This is a genomic window from Streptomyces sp. NPDC058246 (assembly GCF_042881985.1).
GTDB lineage: Bacteria > Actinomycetota > Actinomycetes > Streptomycetales > Streptomycetaceae > Streptomyces.
The window spans coordinates 55,845-73,952 of record NZ_JBHVWZ010000009.1 but is presented as its reverse complement, the minus strand read 5'-3'; the positions used below and the strand labels follow the sequence as shown (position 1 = coordinate 73,952).

Sequence of the window (18,108 nt, the reverse complement as noted above, 5' to 3'; positions counted from 1 at the left end):
TCGTGCATAGCGCCGGACTGTGGGCACAATTGGTTTCTGCGTCGGACAGCGCGCAATGGATGGGGAGGCGGGAACGACGGTGGCGGAACGGAGCACGGCTGCCGTCGACGTGGCAGACAACAGCGGTGACGAGCCGCTGACCGCCAAGGCGGACCAGTCCACGTCCGACGGGGTGGCCCAGAACCGGGAGCGGGAGACGGACAGCGAAGAGGCACAGGGGAGCGGCGGGACCGAGAGTCCCGGAAAGGCCTCACCGCCCGAACTGCACAGCGGTCACAAGCTCGCCAGACGCTATCGCCTCGAGGAGTGCGTCACCCGTCTGGACGGTTTCAGCAGTTGGCGTGCGGTCGACGAGAAGTTGCGCCGCGCAGTGGGTGTGCACCTGCTGCCGGCCGACCATCCGCGGGCCCGCTCGGTACTGGCGGCGGCCCGTTCCTCCGCCCTGCTGGGCGATCCACGATTCGTCCAGGTCCTGGACGCGGTCGAGGAGAACGACCTCGTCTATGTGGTGCACGAGTGGCTGCCCGACGCCACAGAGCTGACGGCGCTCCTAGCCTCGGGCCCGCTGGAGGTGCACGACGCGTACCAGATGGTCAGCCAGGTCGCCCAGGCCATGGCCGCCGCCCACCGTGAGGGCCTCGCGCATCTGCGGCTGACCCCGGGTGCGGTGCTGCGCACCTCGTCCGGTCAGTGGCGCATCCGCGGGCTCGCCGTGAACGCCGCGCTGCGCGGCATCAGCTCCGACACCCCGCTGCGCACGGACACGGAGGCGATCGGCGCGCTCCTGTACGCCGCGCTGACCCAGCGCTGGCCGTACGAGAACGATGCGTACGGTCTGTCCGGGCTGCCCAAGGGGGTCGGTCTCATCGCCCCCGACCAGGTGCGGGCCGGCGTCCACCGCGGCCTGTCGGAGCTCGCCATGCGCGCGCTCGCCAACGACGGCGCGACCGCCTCCCGTCACGAATCCCCGTGCACCACGCCGGAGGAGCTGGTGAAGGCGATCAGCGAGATGCCCCGCATCCGCCCGCCGGAGCCGGCGTTCACCGCCCCGCCCGAGTACCAGCGCACGACGTACCAGCAGGGCACGTACGGCCGCCCGGCGCCGCGCCCCGGTGTCACCCAGCCCGTGCAGACTCCGCCGCCCCCGCTGCAGAGCCGTACCGGCAAGGCCCTCAAGTGGGCCGTGTCGGCTCTCCTCATCGCCGCGCTGGGCCTCGGCAGCTGGCAGCTCGCGGACGCCCTCATGGACCAGGGCAACCAGTCCGACAACACGAACCAGACGCACACGACGGACGGCAACGACAACAACGGCGACCAGACCAGGCCGGTCAATCAGATCAAGATCCAGAACGCACAGGAGTACGTGGCGAGCGGCGAGGCCCAGGCACCCGGGGACGTCGGCAAGACGTATGACGGCGACAGCACCACGTACTGGCGCACCAAGAAGTACAACGACGGTCCGAAGCTGGCGCCGTACAAGCCTGGCGTGGGGATCGTCTACGACCTCGGGTCGGCCCAGGAGATCTCGGCCGCCTCGATAGGGCTTCGTTACGCCGGGGACCACACGACGATCCACCTCTACGCGACGGACTCGTTGTCCCCCTCGACGTCCGTCGACGGCATGAAGGAAATCGGTTCGGTCACCTCGAGCGGTACGACGGCGAAGGTGAAGGCCCCGAAGTCCGTGAAGACGCGGTACGTGCTGTTGTGGATCACCGATGTGCCACAGGCGCCCGCCGACGGCTACAGCAGCGCCGGCTACAAGCAAGCCATCACGGACGTGAAGTTCGCCGGCTGACGCTCGTCGAACGAAGGGGAGGGGGTCCGATGGCCGATGAAGCCGCATACGGCGATGCAAGCGATCAGGACCTCCTCTCCCGCCATGTAGAAGGCGATCCGGACGCCTTCGGTGAGCTTGTGCGGCGTCATCGCGATCGACTGTGGGCGGTGGCCCTACGGACGCTGGGAGACCGTGAGGAGGCCGCTGACGCCGTCCAGGACGCACTCGTCTCCGCCTACCGGGCCGCCCACACCTTCCGCGGCCAGTCGGCCGTCACGACCTGGCTGCACCGCATCACGGTGAACGCCTGCCTGGACCGCGCCCGCAAGGCCGCCTCCAGGAAGACCTCTCCTGTCGACGACACCGAACGCCTGGAACAACTCCTCGAGCCGCACGAGTCCGCCTCAGCCCCGGCCGAGCGCAACGATCTGCACCGCGAGCTCCTGGAAGCACTGGGCACGCTTCCGGCCGACCAGCGCGCCGCTCTCGTCCTGGTGGACATGCAGGGCTACCCCGTGGCGGAGGCGGCCCGCATCCTCGATGTGCCGACCGGCACGGTGAAGAGCCGCTGCGCACGCGGCAGAGCCAGACTGCTCCCGCTGCTCACCCATCTCCGGACGGAGAACGGAAGCAGCGAGGACGGCAAGAAGTCGGGTGGCGGAAGGAACCGGACGCAGGGGGCATCCGTCCCACCGGCAGCGGGACCGCACGATGCAGGTCCACACGGTGCAGGGCCAAGCGATTCAGCTGCTGTGAAGGGCGGAGGTGGGCGAGCGTGACATCCACGACGGATACGGCCGGGCACCCGGATGTCGCGGAGATCTCCGACCTCACCGAAGGTCTGCTCCCGCCCTCCCGTACTGCGGACGTCCGGCGGCATCTGGACGGCTGCGTGCACTGCTCCGACGTGTACGACTCACTAGAGGAGATCCGGGGTCTGCTCGGCACGCTGCCCGGCCCGACACGCATGCCCGACGATGTGGCCGGACGCATCGACGCCGCCTTGGCCGCGGAAGCTCTGCTGAGCGCTACGACTCCTGACCACGCAATCGGCGCCGAGGACGAACTCGCGAGTGTTTCACGTGAAACATCGACCACAGACATCTCCGTACCTGACGACATCTCCGTACCCGACGGCTTCTCGGCCCCTGACGACATCTCTGTGAGCGCCGACATCGCCGCCGCATCGGCCGACGCGGGCTCCGCCTCGCCCGTAGGCCGTCCCTCGGGACATGCGCGCGCGGCTACCGGCCCTGGACGCGCCCACCGGGTACGCCGCGGGCGACGCAGGGCGGTCGTGCTGGGCACGGTCTTCTCGGCTGCCGCGCTGGGACTGGGCGCGATCCTCGTGCAGACAGTGGGCGGCGACAGCAAGACCCCGCACAGGGCGACACAGCAGGAATCGGGTTCGAAGGCCACGTTCTCCGAGGGGCAGCTGGAGCGGCAGGTCGCGGATCTCCTCGAGAAGAACAAGAACACGAGCACCCGCTCAGGCAGTGCGAAGCCCTGGGGCGTCGAGTCCCACGGTGCAAAGACCGACTCCGGTGGGGTCGGCACCTTCACCACGCCTACCGTGCCCGTCCCTGACTGCGTCCAACAGGGGACCGGAAACAACGGAGCGGTGCTCGCCGCCGAGGAGGGCACCTACGAGGGCACGCATGTCTATCTCGTCGTGCTGCCCGAAGCCAGCGACCCTACGAGGGTCACGGCCTACATCGTCGACGCAGCCTGCGAGAAGCAGGACTCCGCCTCCCCCGGCAAGCTGCTGCTGAAGCAGTCGTACGCCCGGTCCTGAGCACGTCGACACCCAACGGTCTAGTCCCCGGATACCGCTTGGCATCTCTGTGCGGCAGCTCGTCTCCGTGTGCCCGGACACAACGGGAATTGAAGCCCCTTAGGATCCGTTGGGTGGGGTGAGAGTACTGAGAGAGGCTCCCACCGGTCCGAAGCAGTCTCCAGAGACGAGGAATCAAGCCGTGAGCGACGTCCGTAACGTGATCATCATCGGCTCCGGGCCCGCCGGCTACACGGCGGCGCTCTACACCGCGCGCGCGTCGCTGAAGCCGCTGGTGTTCGAGGGCGCCGTGACCGCGGGTGGTGCGCTGATGAACACCACCGAGGTGGAGAACTTCCCCGGCTTCCAGGACGGCATCATGGGCCCCGAGCTCATGGACAACATGCGCGCCCAGGCGGAGCGCTTCGGTGCCGAGCTGCTCCCGGACGACGTCGTCGCCGTCGACCTGTCGGGCGAGATCAAGACCGTCACGGACACCGCGGGCACCGTGCACCGTGCCAAGGCGGTCATCGTCACGACGGGTTCGCAGCACCGCAAGCTCGGCCTGCCCAACGAGGATGCCCTCTCCGGACGCGGTGTCTCGTGGTGCGCGACCTGTGACGGCTTCTTCTTCAAGGACCAGGACATCGCCGTGATCGGTGGCGGCGACACCGCGATGGAGGAGGCCACCTTCCTCTCGCGCTTCGCCAAGTCCGTGACGATCGTCCACCGCCGGGACAGCCTGCGCGCCTCGAAGGCGATGCAGGAGCGTGCGTTCGCCGACCCGAAGATCAAGTTCGTCTGGGACAGCGAGGTCGCCGAGATCAAGGGCAGCCCCAAGCTGGAGGGCCTGACGCTGCGCAACCTGAAGACCGGCGAGCTCTCCGAGCTTCCGGTGACCGGTCTGTTCATCGCGATCGGTCACGACCCGCGCACCGAGCTCTTCAAGGGCCAGCTCGACCTGGACGACGAGGGCTACCTGCAGGTCGAGGCACCTTCGACCCGGACGAACCTCACCGGTGTCTTCGGCGCGGGCGACGTGGTCGACCACACGTACCGCCAGGCGATCACCGCGGCCGGCACCGGTTGCTCCGCCGCCCTCGACGCCGAGCGCTACCTCGCCGCTCTCGCGGACAGCGAGGCCGCTGCTCCGGCTGCCACCGTCTGACCCCCATCCGTCCCACCGCATCAACGAGTTAAGGAGCCCGCAGTGGCCGGCACCCTGAAGAACGTGACTGACGACTCTTTCGAGACTGACGTCCTCAAGAGCGACAAGCCTGTCCTGGTGGACTTCTGGGCCGCCTGGTGCGGACCGTGCCGCCAGATCGCGCCGTCCCTCGAGGCGATCGCCGCCGAGTACGGCGACAAGATCGAGGTCGTCAAGCTCAACATCGACGAGAACCCGGGTACGGCCGCCAAGTACGGCGTCATGTCGATCCCGACCCTGAACGTCTACCAGGGTGGCGAGGTCGCCAAGACCATCGTCGGTGCGAAGCCGAAGGCCGCGATCGTGCGCGACCTCGAGGACTTCATCGCCGAGTAGTCGGTGACGGCCGCATCAGCGGCGTGTGTTTCACGTGAAACACGAATGGGCCAGCCCTTCCGGGTTGGCCCATTCGCTTTATGGAGCGGAGACCGGCTCATAGAGCGGAGACCGGCTATGGACGAGCAGAGCCCTCCCCCAGGAGGGTGCCCGTCCTAAAGGGGGCGGAGTGCCGGTTCCTTCTGTACCGCTCCGAGGAGACGGTCCAGGGCCAGCTCGACGTCTTCCTTCCAGGAGAGCGTCGTCCGCAGCTCCAGCCTCAGCCGCGGAGAGGTGGGGTGGGGGCGGACCGTCTTGAAGCCGACGGCGAGCAGATGGTCGGCGGGCAGCACACAGGCCGGTTCCTTCCACCGCGCGTCGCCGAACGCTTCGATCGCTTTGAAGCCCCGGCGCAGTAGATCCTTGGCCACCGTCTGGACCATGACCCGGCCGAGTCCCTGTCCCTGATAGCCCGGCATGATGAACGCGGTCATCAGCTGTACCGCGTCCGGTGACACAGGACTCGTGGGGAACGCGGTGGAGCGAGGCACATAGGCGGGAGGCGCGTAGAGCACGAAGCCCACCGGCACGTCGTCCACATAGACGACGCGGCCGCAGGAACCCCAGTCCAGCAGGACCGCGGAGATCCAGGCTTCCTTCTCCAGCGGGGATGTACCCGCCTTTACCGCGGCTTCTCCGCTGACGGGGTCCAGCTCCCAGAAGACGCACGCGCGACAGCGCTGGGGAAGGTCCTGAAGGTTGTCCAGCGTGAGCGGTACGAGCCGGCGCCCCATGAAGGATGTTCCTCGCTTCCTTCGCCCGCAGCGTCGCGGGCGGCTGTCAGAGCGCTTCGCTCCCTGAGCAGGCTGCCGACGAAGCCGCCGACTGCCCCCAGTCCCAGGCCCGCGGTCACCAGTCCGGTACGGCTCACGGTTTGCATGGCCCCCGCCTCCCCAATGAAGGTGCCGCCAGGTGGATGCGCCATACCCCATCGCATCGTATCCACGATGCGATTCCACCGATACCGTCAGAAAGCAAAGAGCGGGCCGTGTTCCGGTACACAATGGACACGGCCCGCTCTGCTGGTCGGACGCTGGGAGACCGTCCGACATCGTGCGACTAGGCCTCCATGTCCTCTGAATCGTCGTCCAAGAGGCTCTTCTGAAGAACCGGACCCTCGCCGGGGGCGAGCGTGCTGAGGATGCGCTCAAGGTCGTCCATCGAGGCGAACTCGACGGTGATCTTGCCCTTCTTCTGGCCCAGGTCGACCTTCACCCGCGTCTCGAAGCGGTCCGAGAGCCGGCCCGCGAGATCACTCAGCGCAGGGGAGAGTCGGGCACCGGCCCGCGGCCCCTTGGAGCGCGGGGCGCTCTGCGGGCGCGACCCCATGAGGGTGACGATCTCCTCGACGGCCCGTACCGAAAGCCCCTCGGCCACGATGCGGTGAGCGAGCCGGTCCTGCTCCTCCGAGTCCTCGACGGACAGCAGCGCTCGCGCGTGCCCCGCGGAGAGAACACCCGCGGCCACACGGCGTTGGACCGACGGCGAGAGCTTCAGCAGACGCAGGGTGTTGGACACCTGCGGGCGCGACCGGCCGATACGATCCGCCAGCTGGTCGTGCGTGCAGTTGAAGTCCTTGAGCAGCTGGTCGTAGGCGGCTGCCTCTTCCAGCGGGTTCAGCTGAGCGCGGTGCAGGTTCTCCAGAAGTGCGTCCAGGAGAAGCTTTTCGTCCTCCGTCGCCCGCACGATCGCCGGGATGGCCTCGAGCCCCGCCTCACGGCAGGCCCGGAAGCGCCGCTCACCCATGATGAGCTCGTAGCGCGCGGGGCCGACCTGACGTACGACGACGGGCTGGAGGAGCCCAACCTCCTTGATGGAGGTGACGAGCTCGGACAGAGCGTCCTCGTCGAAGACCTCACGGGGCTGACGCGGGTTCGGGGTGATGAAGTCGAGCGGCAGCTCGGCGAAGTGAGCACCGACGGGGGCCGGAGGCACCTCGAGGGCTCCGTTCGACGGCGGCTCCTCCGTTTCATGTGAAACAGACGGCAGCGCGGCTACCTTCGCCGCCGCCACTCCGCGCTCCGCGGTGAGCACCGGTACGGCCGTCGGCGAGGCGGACGCACCACTCGCCGGCGAGGAGACCGACTTCTCCGTCGGAGCTGCGGGGATCAGTGCGCCGAGGCCCCGCCCCAGCCCTCGTCGTCGCTCACTCACTGGATCCCCTCCACCATGCTCTGATCACTCTGTGCGCCCACGTGGGCATGTTGCGCTTCGTACGCCACTCCGACTCCTCGGAGGGCGATTTCTCGTGCGGCCTCAAGATACGAGAGGGCACCGCTTGAACCCGGATCGTAGGTCAGCACCGTCTGCCCATAGCTCGGGGCCTCGGAGATACGGACGGAGCGAGGAATGCTCGTGCGCAGCACCTCGTCGCCGAAGTGGCTGCGCACCTCGTCCGCGACCTGGGACGCGAGACGTGTCCGGCCGTCGTACATGGTGAGCAGGATGGTCGACACATGCAGGTTCGGATTCAGGTGCCCCCGGACCAGGTCGACGTTACGCAGAAGCTGCCCCAGACCCTCCAGCGCGTAGTACTCGCACTGGATGGGGATGAGGACCTCCGCGCCGGCGACCAATGCGTTGACCGTCAGAAGGCCGAGCGACGGCGGGCAGTCGATGAGGATGTAATCCAGCGGCTGCTCATACGCCTGAATCGCCCGCTCCAGCCGGCTCTCTCGCGCCACCAGCGACACCAGCTCGATCTCCGCACCGGCGAGATCGATCGTGGCGGGCGCACAGAAGAGACCCTCGACATCAGGGACCGCCTGGACGACTTCGGAGAGCGGCTTGCTGTCGATCAGCACGTCATAGATGGATGGGACTTCGGCGTGATGGTCGATGCCCAGCGCGGTGGAGGCATTGCCCTGAGGGTCGAGGTCGACCACCAGGACACGGCCACCGTGCAGGGCAAGCGAGGCAGCAAGATTGACCGTGGTCGTGGTCTTACCCACCCCGCCCTTCTGGTTCGCGACCACCATGACGCGGGTCTGCTCGGGCCGTGGCAGGCCTTCGCCCGCGCGCCCTAGCGCTTCGACCGCCAGTTGGGCAGCACGACCGATGGGAGTGTCGTCCATCGGGGGCGGTGTTTCACGTGAAACATCCTCCCCCATCGACTCGGTACGGGGACCGGGGACCGGATCGGTCATCGGTCCCGCGATGTTGGCGTCGGACCGCAAGGATTCACTCTCCTCGACTTCAGGCTCGCAATGAACAGAGCCTCCCATGTCTTCGGGGTCGTGAACCAGCGAGGCCCGTTCTTCTGTGGAGAAATCCACCTCTGTGGACAACTCCGCACCCTCCGCGAGTGAACCAAGAGGTCTCCGGTCGCGGGGTTCGGCCGCGGCGCGGCCGCGACTGATGATGCCGTGCAGCAGTGAGCGACGTTTCACGTGAAACACGATGCATAGCCGCCGCGGCCATCACCGCGCGACACTCCGAGATGCATAGGTTTGGCAGCTTGTGTGGAGTACGGCTGGTCGTCAGGACGGATCAGCGAACGTGACAAAAAACTCTCGGCTCCACCGCAGCGAAGCCGAGAGTTCAAGGTGTCTTGCGGAGTCTCTTAGGCTCAGCGCCGCCGGCGCGTCCGCCCCGTCCGGGCCGCCTTGGCCCGCTTCGCCGCGAAGCGCACTCCACCGGGGCTCTCCCCGACCTCGACCCGCACCACGGTCGAGAGCGGGTCCACGACGCCCTCGCCGACATGCAGGATGGACGTCTCCACAGCGCCGAGTTTGCTCAGAGCGGTTGCGGCTGCCTTCAGCTCCTCCTCCGCGGTGTCACCCTTGAGCGCGAGCATCTCGCCGTACGGGCGGAGCAGCGGGATGCCCCATGTCGCAAGCCGGTCCAGCGGAGCAACGGCTCGGGCAGTCACCACATGGACCGCCGGCAGCTTGCCCATGACCTCTTCGGCACGGCCGCGTACGACGGTGACGTGATCGAGGCCGAGGAGCTCGACGACCTCGGTGAGGAAGTTGGTCCGGCGCAGGAGCGGTTCCAGCAGTGTGATCTTGAGGTCCTCCCGCACGAGGGCCAGCGGGATGCCCGGCAGCCCGGCGCCGGAGCCGACGTCGCACACGGTCACACCCTCGGGCACGACCTCGGAGAGCACGGCACAGTTCAGGATGTGCCGCTCCCACAGGCGGGGTACTTCGCGGGGGCCGATCAGCCCGCGCTGCACTCCCGCCTCGGCCAGGAGTTCCGCGTAACGGACCGCGTCCGCGAAGCGATCGCCGAATACCTCGCGCGCCTTATCGGGCGCAGGGGGAAGCTCCGCTGCCTCCGTCACGGGGGACCGTCCTTCCGTACCGCATGAGCGCACTGAGCGCTGAGTTCCAGGACTATCAGGACCGCGGCCGCCAGGGACAACCGCGGCTGCCGGGGACTACCAGGCTGACAAAGTTCGGCCCCGCCTGCTCAACAGACGGGGCCGAGGAACGTACGTACCGATCAGGCGGAAGTACGTGCCGATCAGGCGGGAAGTACGACGACGAAGCGCTGCGGCTCCTCGCCCTCGGACTCGCTGCGCAGTCCGGCGGCCTTGACCGCGTCGTGGACCACCTTGCGCTCGAAGGGCGTCATCGGCTTCATCCTCACCGGCTCGCCGGAGCTCTTGACCTCGGCGGCGGCCTTGGCGCCCAGCTCGGAGAGCTCCTCGCGCTTCTTGGCGCGGTAGCCCGCGATGTCGAGCATCAGGCGGCTGCGGTCGCCGGTCTCCCGGTGCACGGCCAGGCGCGTGAGCTCCTGGAGGGCCTCCAGTACCTCGCCGTCCCGGCCGACCAGCTTCTGCAGATCGCGGCTGCCCGCGTCGCTGATGATCGAGACAGCGGCGCGGTCGGCCTCGACATCCATGTCGATGTCGCCGTCGAGATCGGCGATGTCCAGCAGACCCTCGAGGTAGTCCGCCGCGATCTCGCCTTCCTGCTCAAGGCGGGTCAGGGTGTCGCCCTCAGCGGCGGCGGAGGTGGTGCCTTCCGTCACGGGATGGACTCCTTCTTACTTCTTGGACGGGGACTTGGGCCGCTGCGGGCCCTTGCGCTGTCCGGACTGGGCCTTGCTGCGGGTGCCGGCGCCGGGCTTGTTGCCCCCGCCGGCAGGCTTGGCGGCGGAGGGCTTGGCGTCTTCCGGCTCGTCGGACTTGGTGAGCGAGGTCTTCGGCTCCGGCTCGCCCGCCTTGACCACGCCCGACTGGCGCTGGGACTTGGACTGCCGCTTCGGCTGCTGACGCTTGGGAACGGCGCCACCGGTGGTGGTGGTCGAGGTGCCGTCCTCGGTCTCCACGACGGTCGTGCTGTCGCTCTTCACCACGGCGCCGTCGGCCTGGGCCGCCAGGCCCGCCTTGGTCAGACCGTTGATGAACTTGCGCTCGAACTCGTTGCGGTCGCGGCCCTTGGAGACGATCGCCTTGACGATGCCCTTCTCGCGGCGGCTGCGGGTCTTGCCATGGTGCGTGACGTGCTTCTGCAGGCGCTCCAGGTACGCGGCCTGGGCCTTGCTGCCGGGAGTCGGGTTGTTGCGGATGACGTACATCTGCTGGCCCATGGTCCACACGTTGGTGGTCAGCCAGTAGACGAGGACACCGACCGGGAAGTTGATGCCGAAGACGGCGAACATGACCGGGAAGACGTACATCAGCATCTTCTGCTGCTGCATGAAGGGCGTCTTCACCGTGGTGTCGACGTTCTTCGTCATCAGCTGACGCTGCGTGTAGAACTGCGATCCCGACATCAGCACGATCATGATCGCGGTGACGACGCGGACATCGGTCAGCGTGGCACCGAGCTGAGCGACCTTGTCGGCGCTGTCGGTGAACTTCGCCGCGAGCGGGGCGCCGAAGATGTGCGCCTGACGGGCGCTGGCGAGCAGCTGATCGTCGATGACGCCGATCGTCTTGCCCGTCGCGATGCCGTTGAGCACGTGGTACAGGGCGAAGAAGAACGGCGACTGCGCCAGGATGGGAAGGCACGAGGAGAGCGGGTTGGTACCCGACTCCTTGTACAGCTTCATCATCTCTTCGGACTGGCGCTGCTTGTCGTTCTTGTAGCGCTCCTGGATCTTCTTCATCTCGGGCTGCAGAGTCTGCATGGCCCGAGTGGCCTTGATCTGCTTCACGAAGAGCGGGATCAGGCAGATACGGATCAGGATCACCAGGGACACGATGGACAGGCCCCAGGCCCAGCCCGTATCGGCACCGAAGATCTTGCCGTACACGGAGTGGAACTGGACGATGACCCAGGAAACGGGTGTCGTGATGAAGCTGAAAAGACTGGCAATCGTGTCCACTAATCAGGCTCCTTGAGCATGGGACGGGGTCTCGGCGGCCGGGCTCGAGGGGTGGTCGGACATACCGTGTCCCTCGATGGCCGGTTCGGCGGCGGAGTTCCCGCCCTTGCGTGCACGCCAGGCGTTACGCAGCATTTCGTGCCACCGCGGACGCTTGCGCGGCGGAACATGGTCCACACCGCCCAGCGACCATGGATTGCACCGGAGGATGCGCCAGGCGGTGAGTGCCGTTCCCTTGATCGCACCGTGCCGGTCGATGGCCGTGTAGCCGTAGTGGGAGCACGACGGGTAGTACTTGCAGACCGGCCCGAGCAACGGGCTGATCGTCCACTGGTACAGCTTGATCAGTGCCAGCAGCGGGTACTTCATCGCGCGCCCCCTCCCAGCAGCCGCTGAAGGGCGGCGTCCAGGTCTCGGGCCAGCTGTTCATGGTCGGCGTCGCCCGCACCGGGCAGCGCTCGTACGACTACCAGGCTACCGGGGGGCAACTGGGCGACTCGGTCACGCATCAGATGACGAAGCCTGCGCTTCACCTTGTTGCGTATGACGGCTCCACCTACGGCCTTGCTCACGACGAAACCCGCACGCGTCGGGGGAGCGCTCTCCCCAGGCGCGTGCGGGTCCGTTGCACCGCTACGTAGATGGACGACGAGAAGCGGGCGTCCGGCCCGGCGTCCTCGGCGTACCGCGGTCGCGAAGTCCTCGCGCCGCCTCAGCCGATGCTCGGTAGGCAGCACGACATCATGACCTGTGAGTAATCAGGCGGACAGGCTGGCGCGACCCTTGCCACGGCGGTTCGCGAGAATCGCGCGGCCGGCACGGGTGCGCATCCGCAGACGGAAGCCGTGGGTCTTGGCGCGACGACGGTTGTTCGGCTGGAAGGTGCGCTTGCTCACTCGGGGGCTCCAGAAAGAATCGGTGGTGGCGGGGTGCCGTCCTGGCTGTCACCGTGCGCCCACGAGTAGCTCGTATTACGCCCGAGTGCACCGCTTCCCGATCACTTCTTCGCGATCTGTGCCCATCGGAGGCAGGCGGCAGCAGCCATCGACAACTCGACCTGGTCACGGTACGCGCGGCTACGCCATCCGGTCAAACCAGTCGACGCCAGGAGACACTATCCACAGGCTGGGGACAACAACTTGAACCGCACCGGTCGCCCTGACTACCGTGGCTGAACTCCGATTCGTTCCCTTCCCACCGCCCCAGCGGCTTTGTTCCCCCGCCCCACCCGACTGACTTCCCAACCTGTTCCCAGAACCACACGTTCGTGGGACCCGTGAGAGAGCGTGCCCTGTGGCTGACGTACCTGCCGATCTTGCCGCAGTGTGGCCACGAGTACTGGAACAGCTCCTCGGGGAGGGCCGCGGTCAGGGCGTCGAGGCGAAGGACGAGCACTGGATCAAGCGCTGCCAGCCGCTGGCGCTGGTCGCGGACACCGCCCTGCTCGCGGTCCCGAACGAGTTCGCGAAGGGAGTGCTGGAGGGGCGCCTCGCGCCGATCGTCAGCGAGACCCTGAGCCGCGAGTGCGGCCGGCCGATCCGCATCGCGATCACCGTCGACGACTCCGCGGGGGAGCCCCCGGCCTCACCCGCCCCGTCCCGGTACGAGGAGCCCGAGCTCCCCTCCGGCCAGGCCCAGGGCCGCGACACGTACGAAAACCAGGGGCGCGACGACCGGAACGGCTACGACAGCCAGGGCCGGGACGACCGGAACGGCTATGACGCCCCGGGCCGCGACGACCGTAATGGCTACGACGCCCCGGCTCGCGACCGCGACGACCGCATCGCGTACGACGCCCAGCGCCGTGACGGACGTGACGGGCGCGACGGACGTGACGGATACGAGGGGTACGGCCGCCACCGCGCCGACGACCACCGGAACGGCCGCTCCGACCAGCTCCCTGGCGCCCCCGGCGACCAGCTGCCGTCCGGCCGCCCGGACCAGCTGCCGACGGCCCGACCCGCCTACCCGAACTACCAGCGCCCCGAGCCGGGTGCCTGGCCACGGCACTCCCAGGACGACTACGGCTGGCAGCAACAGCGCCTCGGCTTCCCCGACCGTGACCCCTACGCCTCGCCGTCGCAGGACTACCGGCCGCAGTCCATGGACCGGCCGCCGTACGAGCAGCAGCGCCCGGACTACGACCAGCGCCCCGACCGGCGCGATCTCCAGGAGCCGCCTCCGGGCAGCGGCCAGGTGCACCGTGGTGGCCCCGCGCTGCCCTCCTCCAGTGGCGCCCCCGGCCCGCTGGCCGCGCAGCCCGCACCGGCGAGCGGTCCGGGCGAGCCCACGGCGCGCCTGAACCCGAAGTACCTCTTCGACACCTTCGTCATCGGTGCCTCAAACCGCTTCGCGCACGCCGCCGCGGTCGCCGTCGCCGAGGCACCGGCGAAGGCGTACAACCCCCTCTTCATCTATGGGGAGTCGGGCCTCGGCAAGACGCACCTGCTGCACGCGATCGGGCACTACGCGCGCAGCCTCTACCCGGGCACGCGCGTGCGGTACGTAAGCTCGGAGGAGTTCACGAACGAGTTCATCAACTCCATCCGCGACGGCAAGGGCGACAGCTTCCGCAAGCGGTACCGGGAGATGGACATCCTGCTGGTCGACGACATCCAGTTCCTCGCGGACAAGGAGTCGACGCAGGAGGAGTTCTTCCACACCTTCAACACACTCCACAACGCGAACAAGCAGATCGTGCTGTCCTCCGACCGGCCGCCCAAGCAGCTGGTCACGCTGGAGGACCGGCTGCGGAACCGTTTCGAGTGGGGTCTGATCACCGACGTCCAGCCGCCCGAGCTGGAGACCCGTATCGCGATCCTTCGTAAGAAGGCGGTGCAGGAACAGCTCAACGCCCCGCCGGAGGTGCTGGAGTTCATCGCGTCCCGGATCTCGCGGAACATCCGCGAGCTGGAAGGCGCGCTGATCCGGGTGACGGCGTTCGCGTCGCTCAACCGGCAGCCGGTGGATCTCGGTCTGACCGAGATCGTCCTCAAGGACCTGATCCCCGGCGGTGAGGACTCGGCCCCCGAGATCACCGCGACCGCCATCATGGCGGCCACCGCCGACTACTTCGGTCTCACGGTGGACGACCTGTGCGGATCCTCGCGCAGCCGCGTCCTGGTGACGGCGCGGCAGATCGCCATGTATCTGTGCCGCGAACTCACCGACCTGTCGCTGCCGAAGATCGGCGCGCAGTTCGGCGGCCGCGACCATACGACCGTGATGCACGCCGACCGCAAGATCCGCGCCCTGATGGCCGAGCGCCGCTCCATCTACAACCAGGTCACCGAGCTCACGAACCGCATCAAGAACGGCTGACAGGCACGGCGAAACACGGCGGAACACGGCGGTACGTCGTCGTGTGAGCGCGGCGAGAGACAGCCGTACGTCGCCGAGGGCGCCCCCGGGACACGCTCCCGAGGGCGCCCTCGTCGTTCTCGCACCCGCCCCGAAGGCGCCTCACACCGCCTCCCGTCCGCCGAGCGGGCGCGCCTCGCACACCGCCTCCCGTCAGCCGGCCAGCGGCGCCTCGCCCTCCCCTCCGTCCGCCGGCGGACGGCGCCTCGCACCGTTCTCGCACGCGCCCAAAGGAGCCCCGAAGGCGTCCCGTGCCGTTCTCCCACGCGTCCCGAGGGCGCCCCGCCCCGCTCCCGGACGCCTTCCGCCCTCCCGTCGCCGCTACCGAGCCGACACCTGATGTTCGAATACGAGCCCGGTTACGGCCACTCTCCACAGATTCGGTGACTTTCTGGCGTCCACATCCTGGGGACTGGGAAGTTGTCCCGATCGTGTCCACAGGGGGCACTGTTGAAAGTCCATCAGGCCAGGTCAGTCCCCTGTGGATTCGTGGACGAAGACTCTCCACAGACTGTGGACGAAGAAAAGATCCACAGGGTGTGCACGGAGTTGTCCACCGTCGACCCACAGACCTGGCTCGGTTGTCCCCAGTGATCCCCAGCTTCTCCACACCCCTGTCCACTGTTCGGCAACGTGACGCGCCCCCTCACCGTGTCGAGTGAAAGGCGTCACACAAAGGTGTCCGGTTGGCCTGTGGGGAACGTGGGTAAAACTGGGGACGGTGCTGGGGAGAAGTGGCCCGAGGCTGTGCATCGAGTGTGCAGAACTTTTCGTCGTCCACAGAGACCCCGGGTTTTCCACCGCCTCCACCCACAGGGTCAGTGGACAAAAAATCGCCTCTGAGCTGCGAAAACACGGTTATCCACGGTTTCCACAGGGCCTACTACTAAGACCAACTAGAGAGAGCCTGGGAATCGTTTCGAAGACGGGGCTGTGCACAACTCGCTCTCGGAGGCTCAGGTGCCGCTCGGCACGACTTGACCCCGAGGGGCACCGACTGTCAGCGCGGTGCGTCAGACTGGTCCCCGGTGTCCTTCCCCTCACAGGGCCGAGCGACACCGAGTCAGACGACGAAGGCCAGCAGGGCGAGAGCGCCGGCAACAGACGGAGGCGGCAACGGTGAAGATCCGGGTGGAACGCGACGTACTCGCGGAGGCAGTGGCCTGGGCGGCACGCAGTCTCCCGGCCCGTCCGCCGGCGCCTGTGCTCGCCGGCCTCCTTCTGAAGGCCGAGGACGGCTCCCTGAGCCTGTCCAGCTTCGACTACGAGGTCTCGGCGCGGGTCTCCGTGGACGCGGAGGTCGACGAGGAGGGCACGGTCCTGGTCTCCGGCCGCCTCCTCGCGGACATCTGCCGCGCCCTCCCCAACCGGCCGGTGGAGATTTCCACAGACGGTGTACGGGCGACCGTGGTCTGCGGCTCCTCGCGCTTCACCCTCCACACCCTGCCTGTGGAGGAGTACCCGTCGCTGCCGCAGATGCCGTCGGCCACGGGCACCGTCCCCGGTGAGGTCTTCGCCTCGGCCGCCGCCCAGGTGGCCATCGCGGCGGGCCGTGACGACACGCTGCCCGTTCTCACCGGTGTGCGCATCGAGATCGAGGGCGACACGGTCACGCTGGCCTCCACCGACCGCTACCGCTTCGCGGTCCGTGAGTTCCTGTGGAAGCCGGAGAACCCCGAGGCGTCCGCGGTCGCCCTGGTGCCCGCCAAGACGCTCCTGGACACCGCCAAGGCCCTTACGAGCGGCGACAGCGTGATCCTGGCGCTGTCCGGCTCGGGCGCGGGCGAGGGCCTGATCGGTTTCGAGGGCGCCGGGCGACGCACGACCACCCGTCTGCTCGAAGGCGACCTCCCGAAGTACCGCACGCTGTTCCCGACGGAGTTCAACTCCGTGGCCGTGATCGAGACCGCCCCCTTCGTGGAGGCCGTCAAGCGTGTGGCCCTGGTCGCCGAGCGGAACACCCCGGTGCGGCTCAGCTTCGAGCAGGGCGTGCTCATCCTGGAGGCGGGCTCCAGCGACGACGCACAGGCTGTGGAAAGGGTCGACGCCCACCTGGAGGGCGACGACATCTCGATCGCCTTCAACCCGACGTTCCTGCTCGACGGTCTGAGCGCCATCGACTCGCCGGTGGCCCAGCTGTCCTTCACGACGTCCACGAAGCCCGCGCTGCTGAGCGGCAAGCCTGCTGTGGACGCCGAGGCGGACGAGGCCTACAAGTACCTGATCATGCCGGTGCGCCTGAGCGGCTGAGCCCCCGCGCCCGCCGGGCCGCACGGCCCGGCGGGCTGATCCGCAGGTGGGGCGTTCGCCTGAGCGGCTATGCCCACAGGTGTGCGTGAGCGTCCGGGTTTAGGCTCGGACCCGGGTACGAGAGTGCCCTCACGCCACGTCGCAACCCCTAAGGAACAGTGATGCAGCTCGGTCTCGTCGGCCTCGGCAAGATGGGCGGCAACATGCGCGAGCGGATCCGCCGCGCAGGCCACACCGTCATCGGATACGACCGCAATCCCGATCTCGCCGATGTCCACAGCCTGGACGAGCTTGTGGGCAAGCTCAAGGGCCCGCGCGTGGTGTGGGTGATGGTGCCGGCCGGTGCCGCGACCCAGGCCACCATCGACGAACTGGCCGGCCTGCTGGAGCCGGGCGACGTGGTCGTGGACGGCGGGAACTCCCGCTGGACGGACGACGAGAAGCACGCCGTCGAGCTGGGCATCAAGGGCATCGGCTTCGTCGACTGCGGCGTCTCCGGTGGCGTCTGGGGCCTGGAGAACGGCTACGCGCTGATGTACGGCGGCACCGACGAGAACGTCGCCAAGGTGCAGCCGGTCTTCGACGCGCTCAAGCCCGAGGGCGACTTCGGCTCGGTGCACGCCGGCAAGGTCGGCGCGGGCCACTTCGCGAAGATGGTCCACAACGGCATCGAGTACGCCATGATGCAGGCCTACGCCGAGGGCTGGGAGCTCCTGGAGAAGGTCGACTCCGTCACCGACGTGCGCGAGGTCTTCCGCTCCTGGCAGGAGGGCACGGTCATCCGTTCCTGGCTGCTCGACCTCGCCGTCAACGCGCTGGACGAGGACGAGCACCTGGAGAAGCTCAAGGGCTACGCGGAGGACTCGGGCGAGGGCCGCTGGACCGTGGAGGCGGCCATCAACCACGCGGTGCCGCTGCCCGCGATCACCGCGTCGCTCTTCGCACGCTTCGCCTCGCGGCAGGACGACTCGCCGCAGATGAAGATGATCGCGGCGCTGCGCAACCAGTTCGGCGGCCACGCCGTCGAGAAGGCCTGATCCGCGCCCCGGGTTCGTCATACCCGGGGTGACCCGGTTGTCCACA

At 68.0% G+C, this 18,108-nt stretch carries 17 protein-coding genes; 8 read left to right on the top strand and 9 right to left on the bottom strand.

What is annotated here, in order from left to right; genetic code table 11:
* Positions 1-79 precede the first annotated feature (79 nt).
* The 5 genes from ACFVXA_RS15850 to trxA all read left to right on the top strand — a co-directional run bounded on the left by ACFVXA_RS15850 (position 80) and on the right by trxA (position 5,097).
* The gene (locus ACFVXA_RS15850) at positions 80-1,798 is read left to right on the top strand and encodes a protein kinase family protein (RefSeq protein WP_362023546.1); all 1,719 of its coding nucleotides are present in this window, start codon (positions 80-82) and stop codon (positions 1,796-1,798) included.
* A 29-nt stretch (positions 1,799-1,827) separates the two neighbouring features.
* Complete coding sequence (gene sigM, locus ACFVXA_RS15845; RefSeq protein ID WP_362023549.1) at positions 1,828-2,559, top strand: RNA polymerase sigma factor SigM; 732 nt, start codon at positions 1,828-1,830, stop codon at positions 2,557-2,559.
* Positions 2,556-3,575 carry a hypothetical protein gene (locus ACFVXA_RS15840; protein ID WP_389936161.1) on the top strand — a complete coding sequence of 340 codons (1,020 nt, stop codon included), beginning with the start codon at positions 2,556-2,558 and terminating at the stop codon, positions 3,573-3,575. Before sigM ends, ACFVXA_RS15840 begins: the two co-directional genes overlap by 4 nt.
* 181 nt (positions 3,576-3,756) lie before the next feature.
* Positions 3,757-4,722 (top strand): thioredoxin-disulfide reductase, encoded by a 966-nt coding sequence (trxB, locus tag ACFVXA_RS15835; protein ID WP_384023305.1) that lies wholly within the window; start codon positions 3,757-3,759, stop codon positions 4,720-4,722.
* A gap of 42 nt (positions 4,723-4,764) precedes the next feature.
* Positions 4,765-5,097 carry a thioredoxin gene (gene trxA, locus ACFVXA_RS15830; RefSeq protein WP_327430080.1) on the top strand — a complete coding sequence of 111 codons (333 nt, stop codon included), beginning with the start codon at positions 4,765-4,767 and terminating at the stop codon, positions 5,095-5,097.
* 155 nt (positions 5,098-5,252) lie between these two features.
* Here trxA and ACFVXA_RS15825 read toward each other — a convergent pair whose 3' ends face one another.
* From ACFVXA_RS15825 to rpmH, 9 genes are all read right to left on the bottom strand, one after another.
* Positions 5,253-5,870, bottom strand: a complete 618-nt coding sequence (locus ACFVXA_RS15825; protein WP_383737857.1) for a GNAT family N-acetyltransferase — start codon at positions 5,868-5,870, stop codon at positions 5,253-5,255.
* A 325-nt stretch (positions 5,871-6,195) separates the two neighbouring features.
* Complete coding sequence (locus ACFVXA_RS15820) at positions 6,196-7,290, bottom strand: ParB/RepB/Spo0J family partition protein (protein WP_362023561.1); 1,095 nt, start codon at positions 7,288-7,290, stop codon at positions 6,196-6,198.
* Positions 7,287-8,360 (bottom strand): ParA family protein, encoded by a 1,074-nt coding sequence (locus ACFVXA_RS15815; protein WP_389512401.1) that lies wholly within the window; start codon positions 8,358-8,360, stop codon positions 7,287-7,289. Before ACFVXA_RS15815 ends, ACFVXA_RS15820 begins: the two co-directional genes overlap by 4 nt.
* Before the next feature lie 344 nt (positions 8,361-8,704).
* Positions 8,705-9,421 (bottom strand): 16S rRNA (guanine(527)-N(7))-methyltransferase RsmG, encoded by a 717-nt coding sequence (gene rsmG / locus ACFVXA_RS15810; RefSeq protein WP_362023564.1) that lies wholly within the window; start codon positions 9,419-9,421, stop codon positions 8,705-8,707.
* Between the two features lie 182 nt (positions 9,422-9,603).
* Positions 9,604-10,113 carry a R3H domain-containing nucleic acid-binding protein gene (locus tag ACFVXA_RS15805; protein ID WP_362023567.1) on the bottom strand — a complete coding sequence of 170 codons (510 nt, stop codon included), beginning with the start codon at positions 10,111-10,113 and terminating at the stop codon, positions 9,604-9,606.
* Between the two features lie 15 nt (positions 10,114-10,128).
* The gene (yidC, locus tag ACFVXA_RS15800) at positions 10,129-11,415 is read right to left on the bottom strand and encodes a membrane protein insertase YidC (protein ID WP_362023570.1); all 1,287 of its coding nucleotides are present in this window, start codon (positions 11,413-11,415) and stop codon (positions 10,129-10,131) included.
* A 3-nt stretch (positions 11,416-11,418) separates the two neighbouring features.
* Positions 11,419-11,784, bottom strand: coding sequence for a membrane protein insertion efficiency factor YidD (yidD, locus tag ACFVXA_RS15795; RefSeq protein ID WP_383902963.1), 366 nt, complete (start codon positions 11,782-11,784; stop codon positions 11,419-11,421).
* Entirely contained in the window at positions 11,781-12,152 is a 372-nt protein-coding gene (rnpA, locus tag ACFVXA_RS15790) for a ribonuclease P protein component (RefSeq protein ID WP_362023575.1), read from the bottom strand. Before rnpA ends, yidD begins: the two co-directional genes overlap by 4 nt.
* A gap of 21 nt (positions 12,153-12,173) precedes the next feature.
* The gene (gene rpmH / locus ACFVXA_RS15785) at positions 12,174-12,311 is read right to left on the bottom strand and encodes a 50S ribosomal protein L34 (protein ID WP_006381191.1); all 138 of its coding nucleotides are present in this window, start codon (positions 12,309-12,311) and stop codon (positions 12,174-12,176) included.
* A gap of 397 nt (positions 12,312-12,708) precedes the next feature.
* Between rpmH and dnaA the strand changes: the two genes are divergently transcribed.
* From dnaA to gnd, 3 genes are all read left to right on the top strand, one after another.
* Positions 12,709-14,736, top strand: a complete 2,028-nt coding sequence (dnaA, locus tag ACFVXA_RS15780) for a chromosomal replication initiator protein DnaA (protein ID WP_383737848.1) — start codon at positions 12,709-12,711, stop codon at positions 14,734-14,736.
* Between the two features lie 1,158 nt (positions 14,737-15,894).
* Complete coding sequence (gene dnaN / locus ACFVXA_RS15775) at positions 15,895-17,025, top strand: DNA polymerase III subunit beta (protein WP_362023583.1); 1,131 nt, start codon at positions 15,895-15,897, stop codon at positions 17,023-17,025.
* A gap of 161 nt (positions 17,026-17,186) precedes the next feature.
* Complete coding sequence (gene gnd / locus ACFVXA_RS15770; protein ID WP_362023586.1) at positions 17,187-18,062, top strand: phosphogluconate dehydrogenase (NAD(+)-dependent, decarboxylating); 876 nt, start codon at positions 17,187-17,189, stop codon at positions 18,060-18,062.
* Positions 18,063-18,108: the final 46 nt, after the last annotated feature.

Bases quoted from the DNA above. Each gene is read 5' to 3' on its own strand.
- sigM (WP_362023549.1), top strand. From the start codon at position 1,828: ATGGCCGATGAAGCCGCATACGGCGATGCAAGCGATCAGGACCTCCTC.
- ACFVXA_RS15825 (WP_383737857.1), bottom strand. From the start codon at position 5,870: ATGGGGCGCCGGCTCGTACCGCTCACGCTGGACAACCTTCAGGACCTT.
- ACFVXA_RS15815 (WP_389512401.1), bottom strand. From the start codon at position 8,360: ATGGGAGGCTCTGTTCATTGCGAGCCTGAAGTCGAGGAGAGTGAATCC.
- yidD (WP_383902963.1), bottom strand. From the start codon at position 11,784: ATGAAGTACCCGCTGCTGGCACTGATCAAGCTGTACCAGTGGACGATC.
- gnd (WP_362023586.1), top strand. From the start codon at position 17,187: ATGCAGCTCGGTCTCGTCGGCCTCGGCAAGATGGGCGGCAACATGCGC.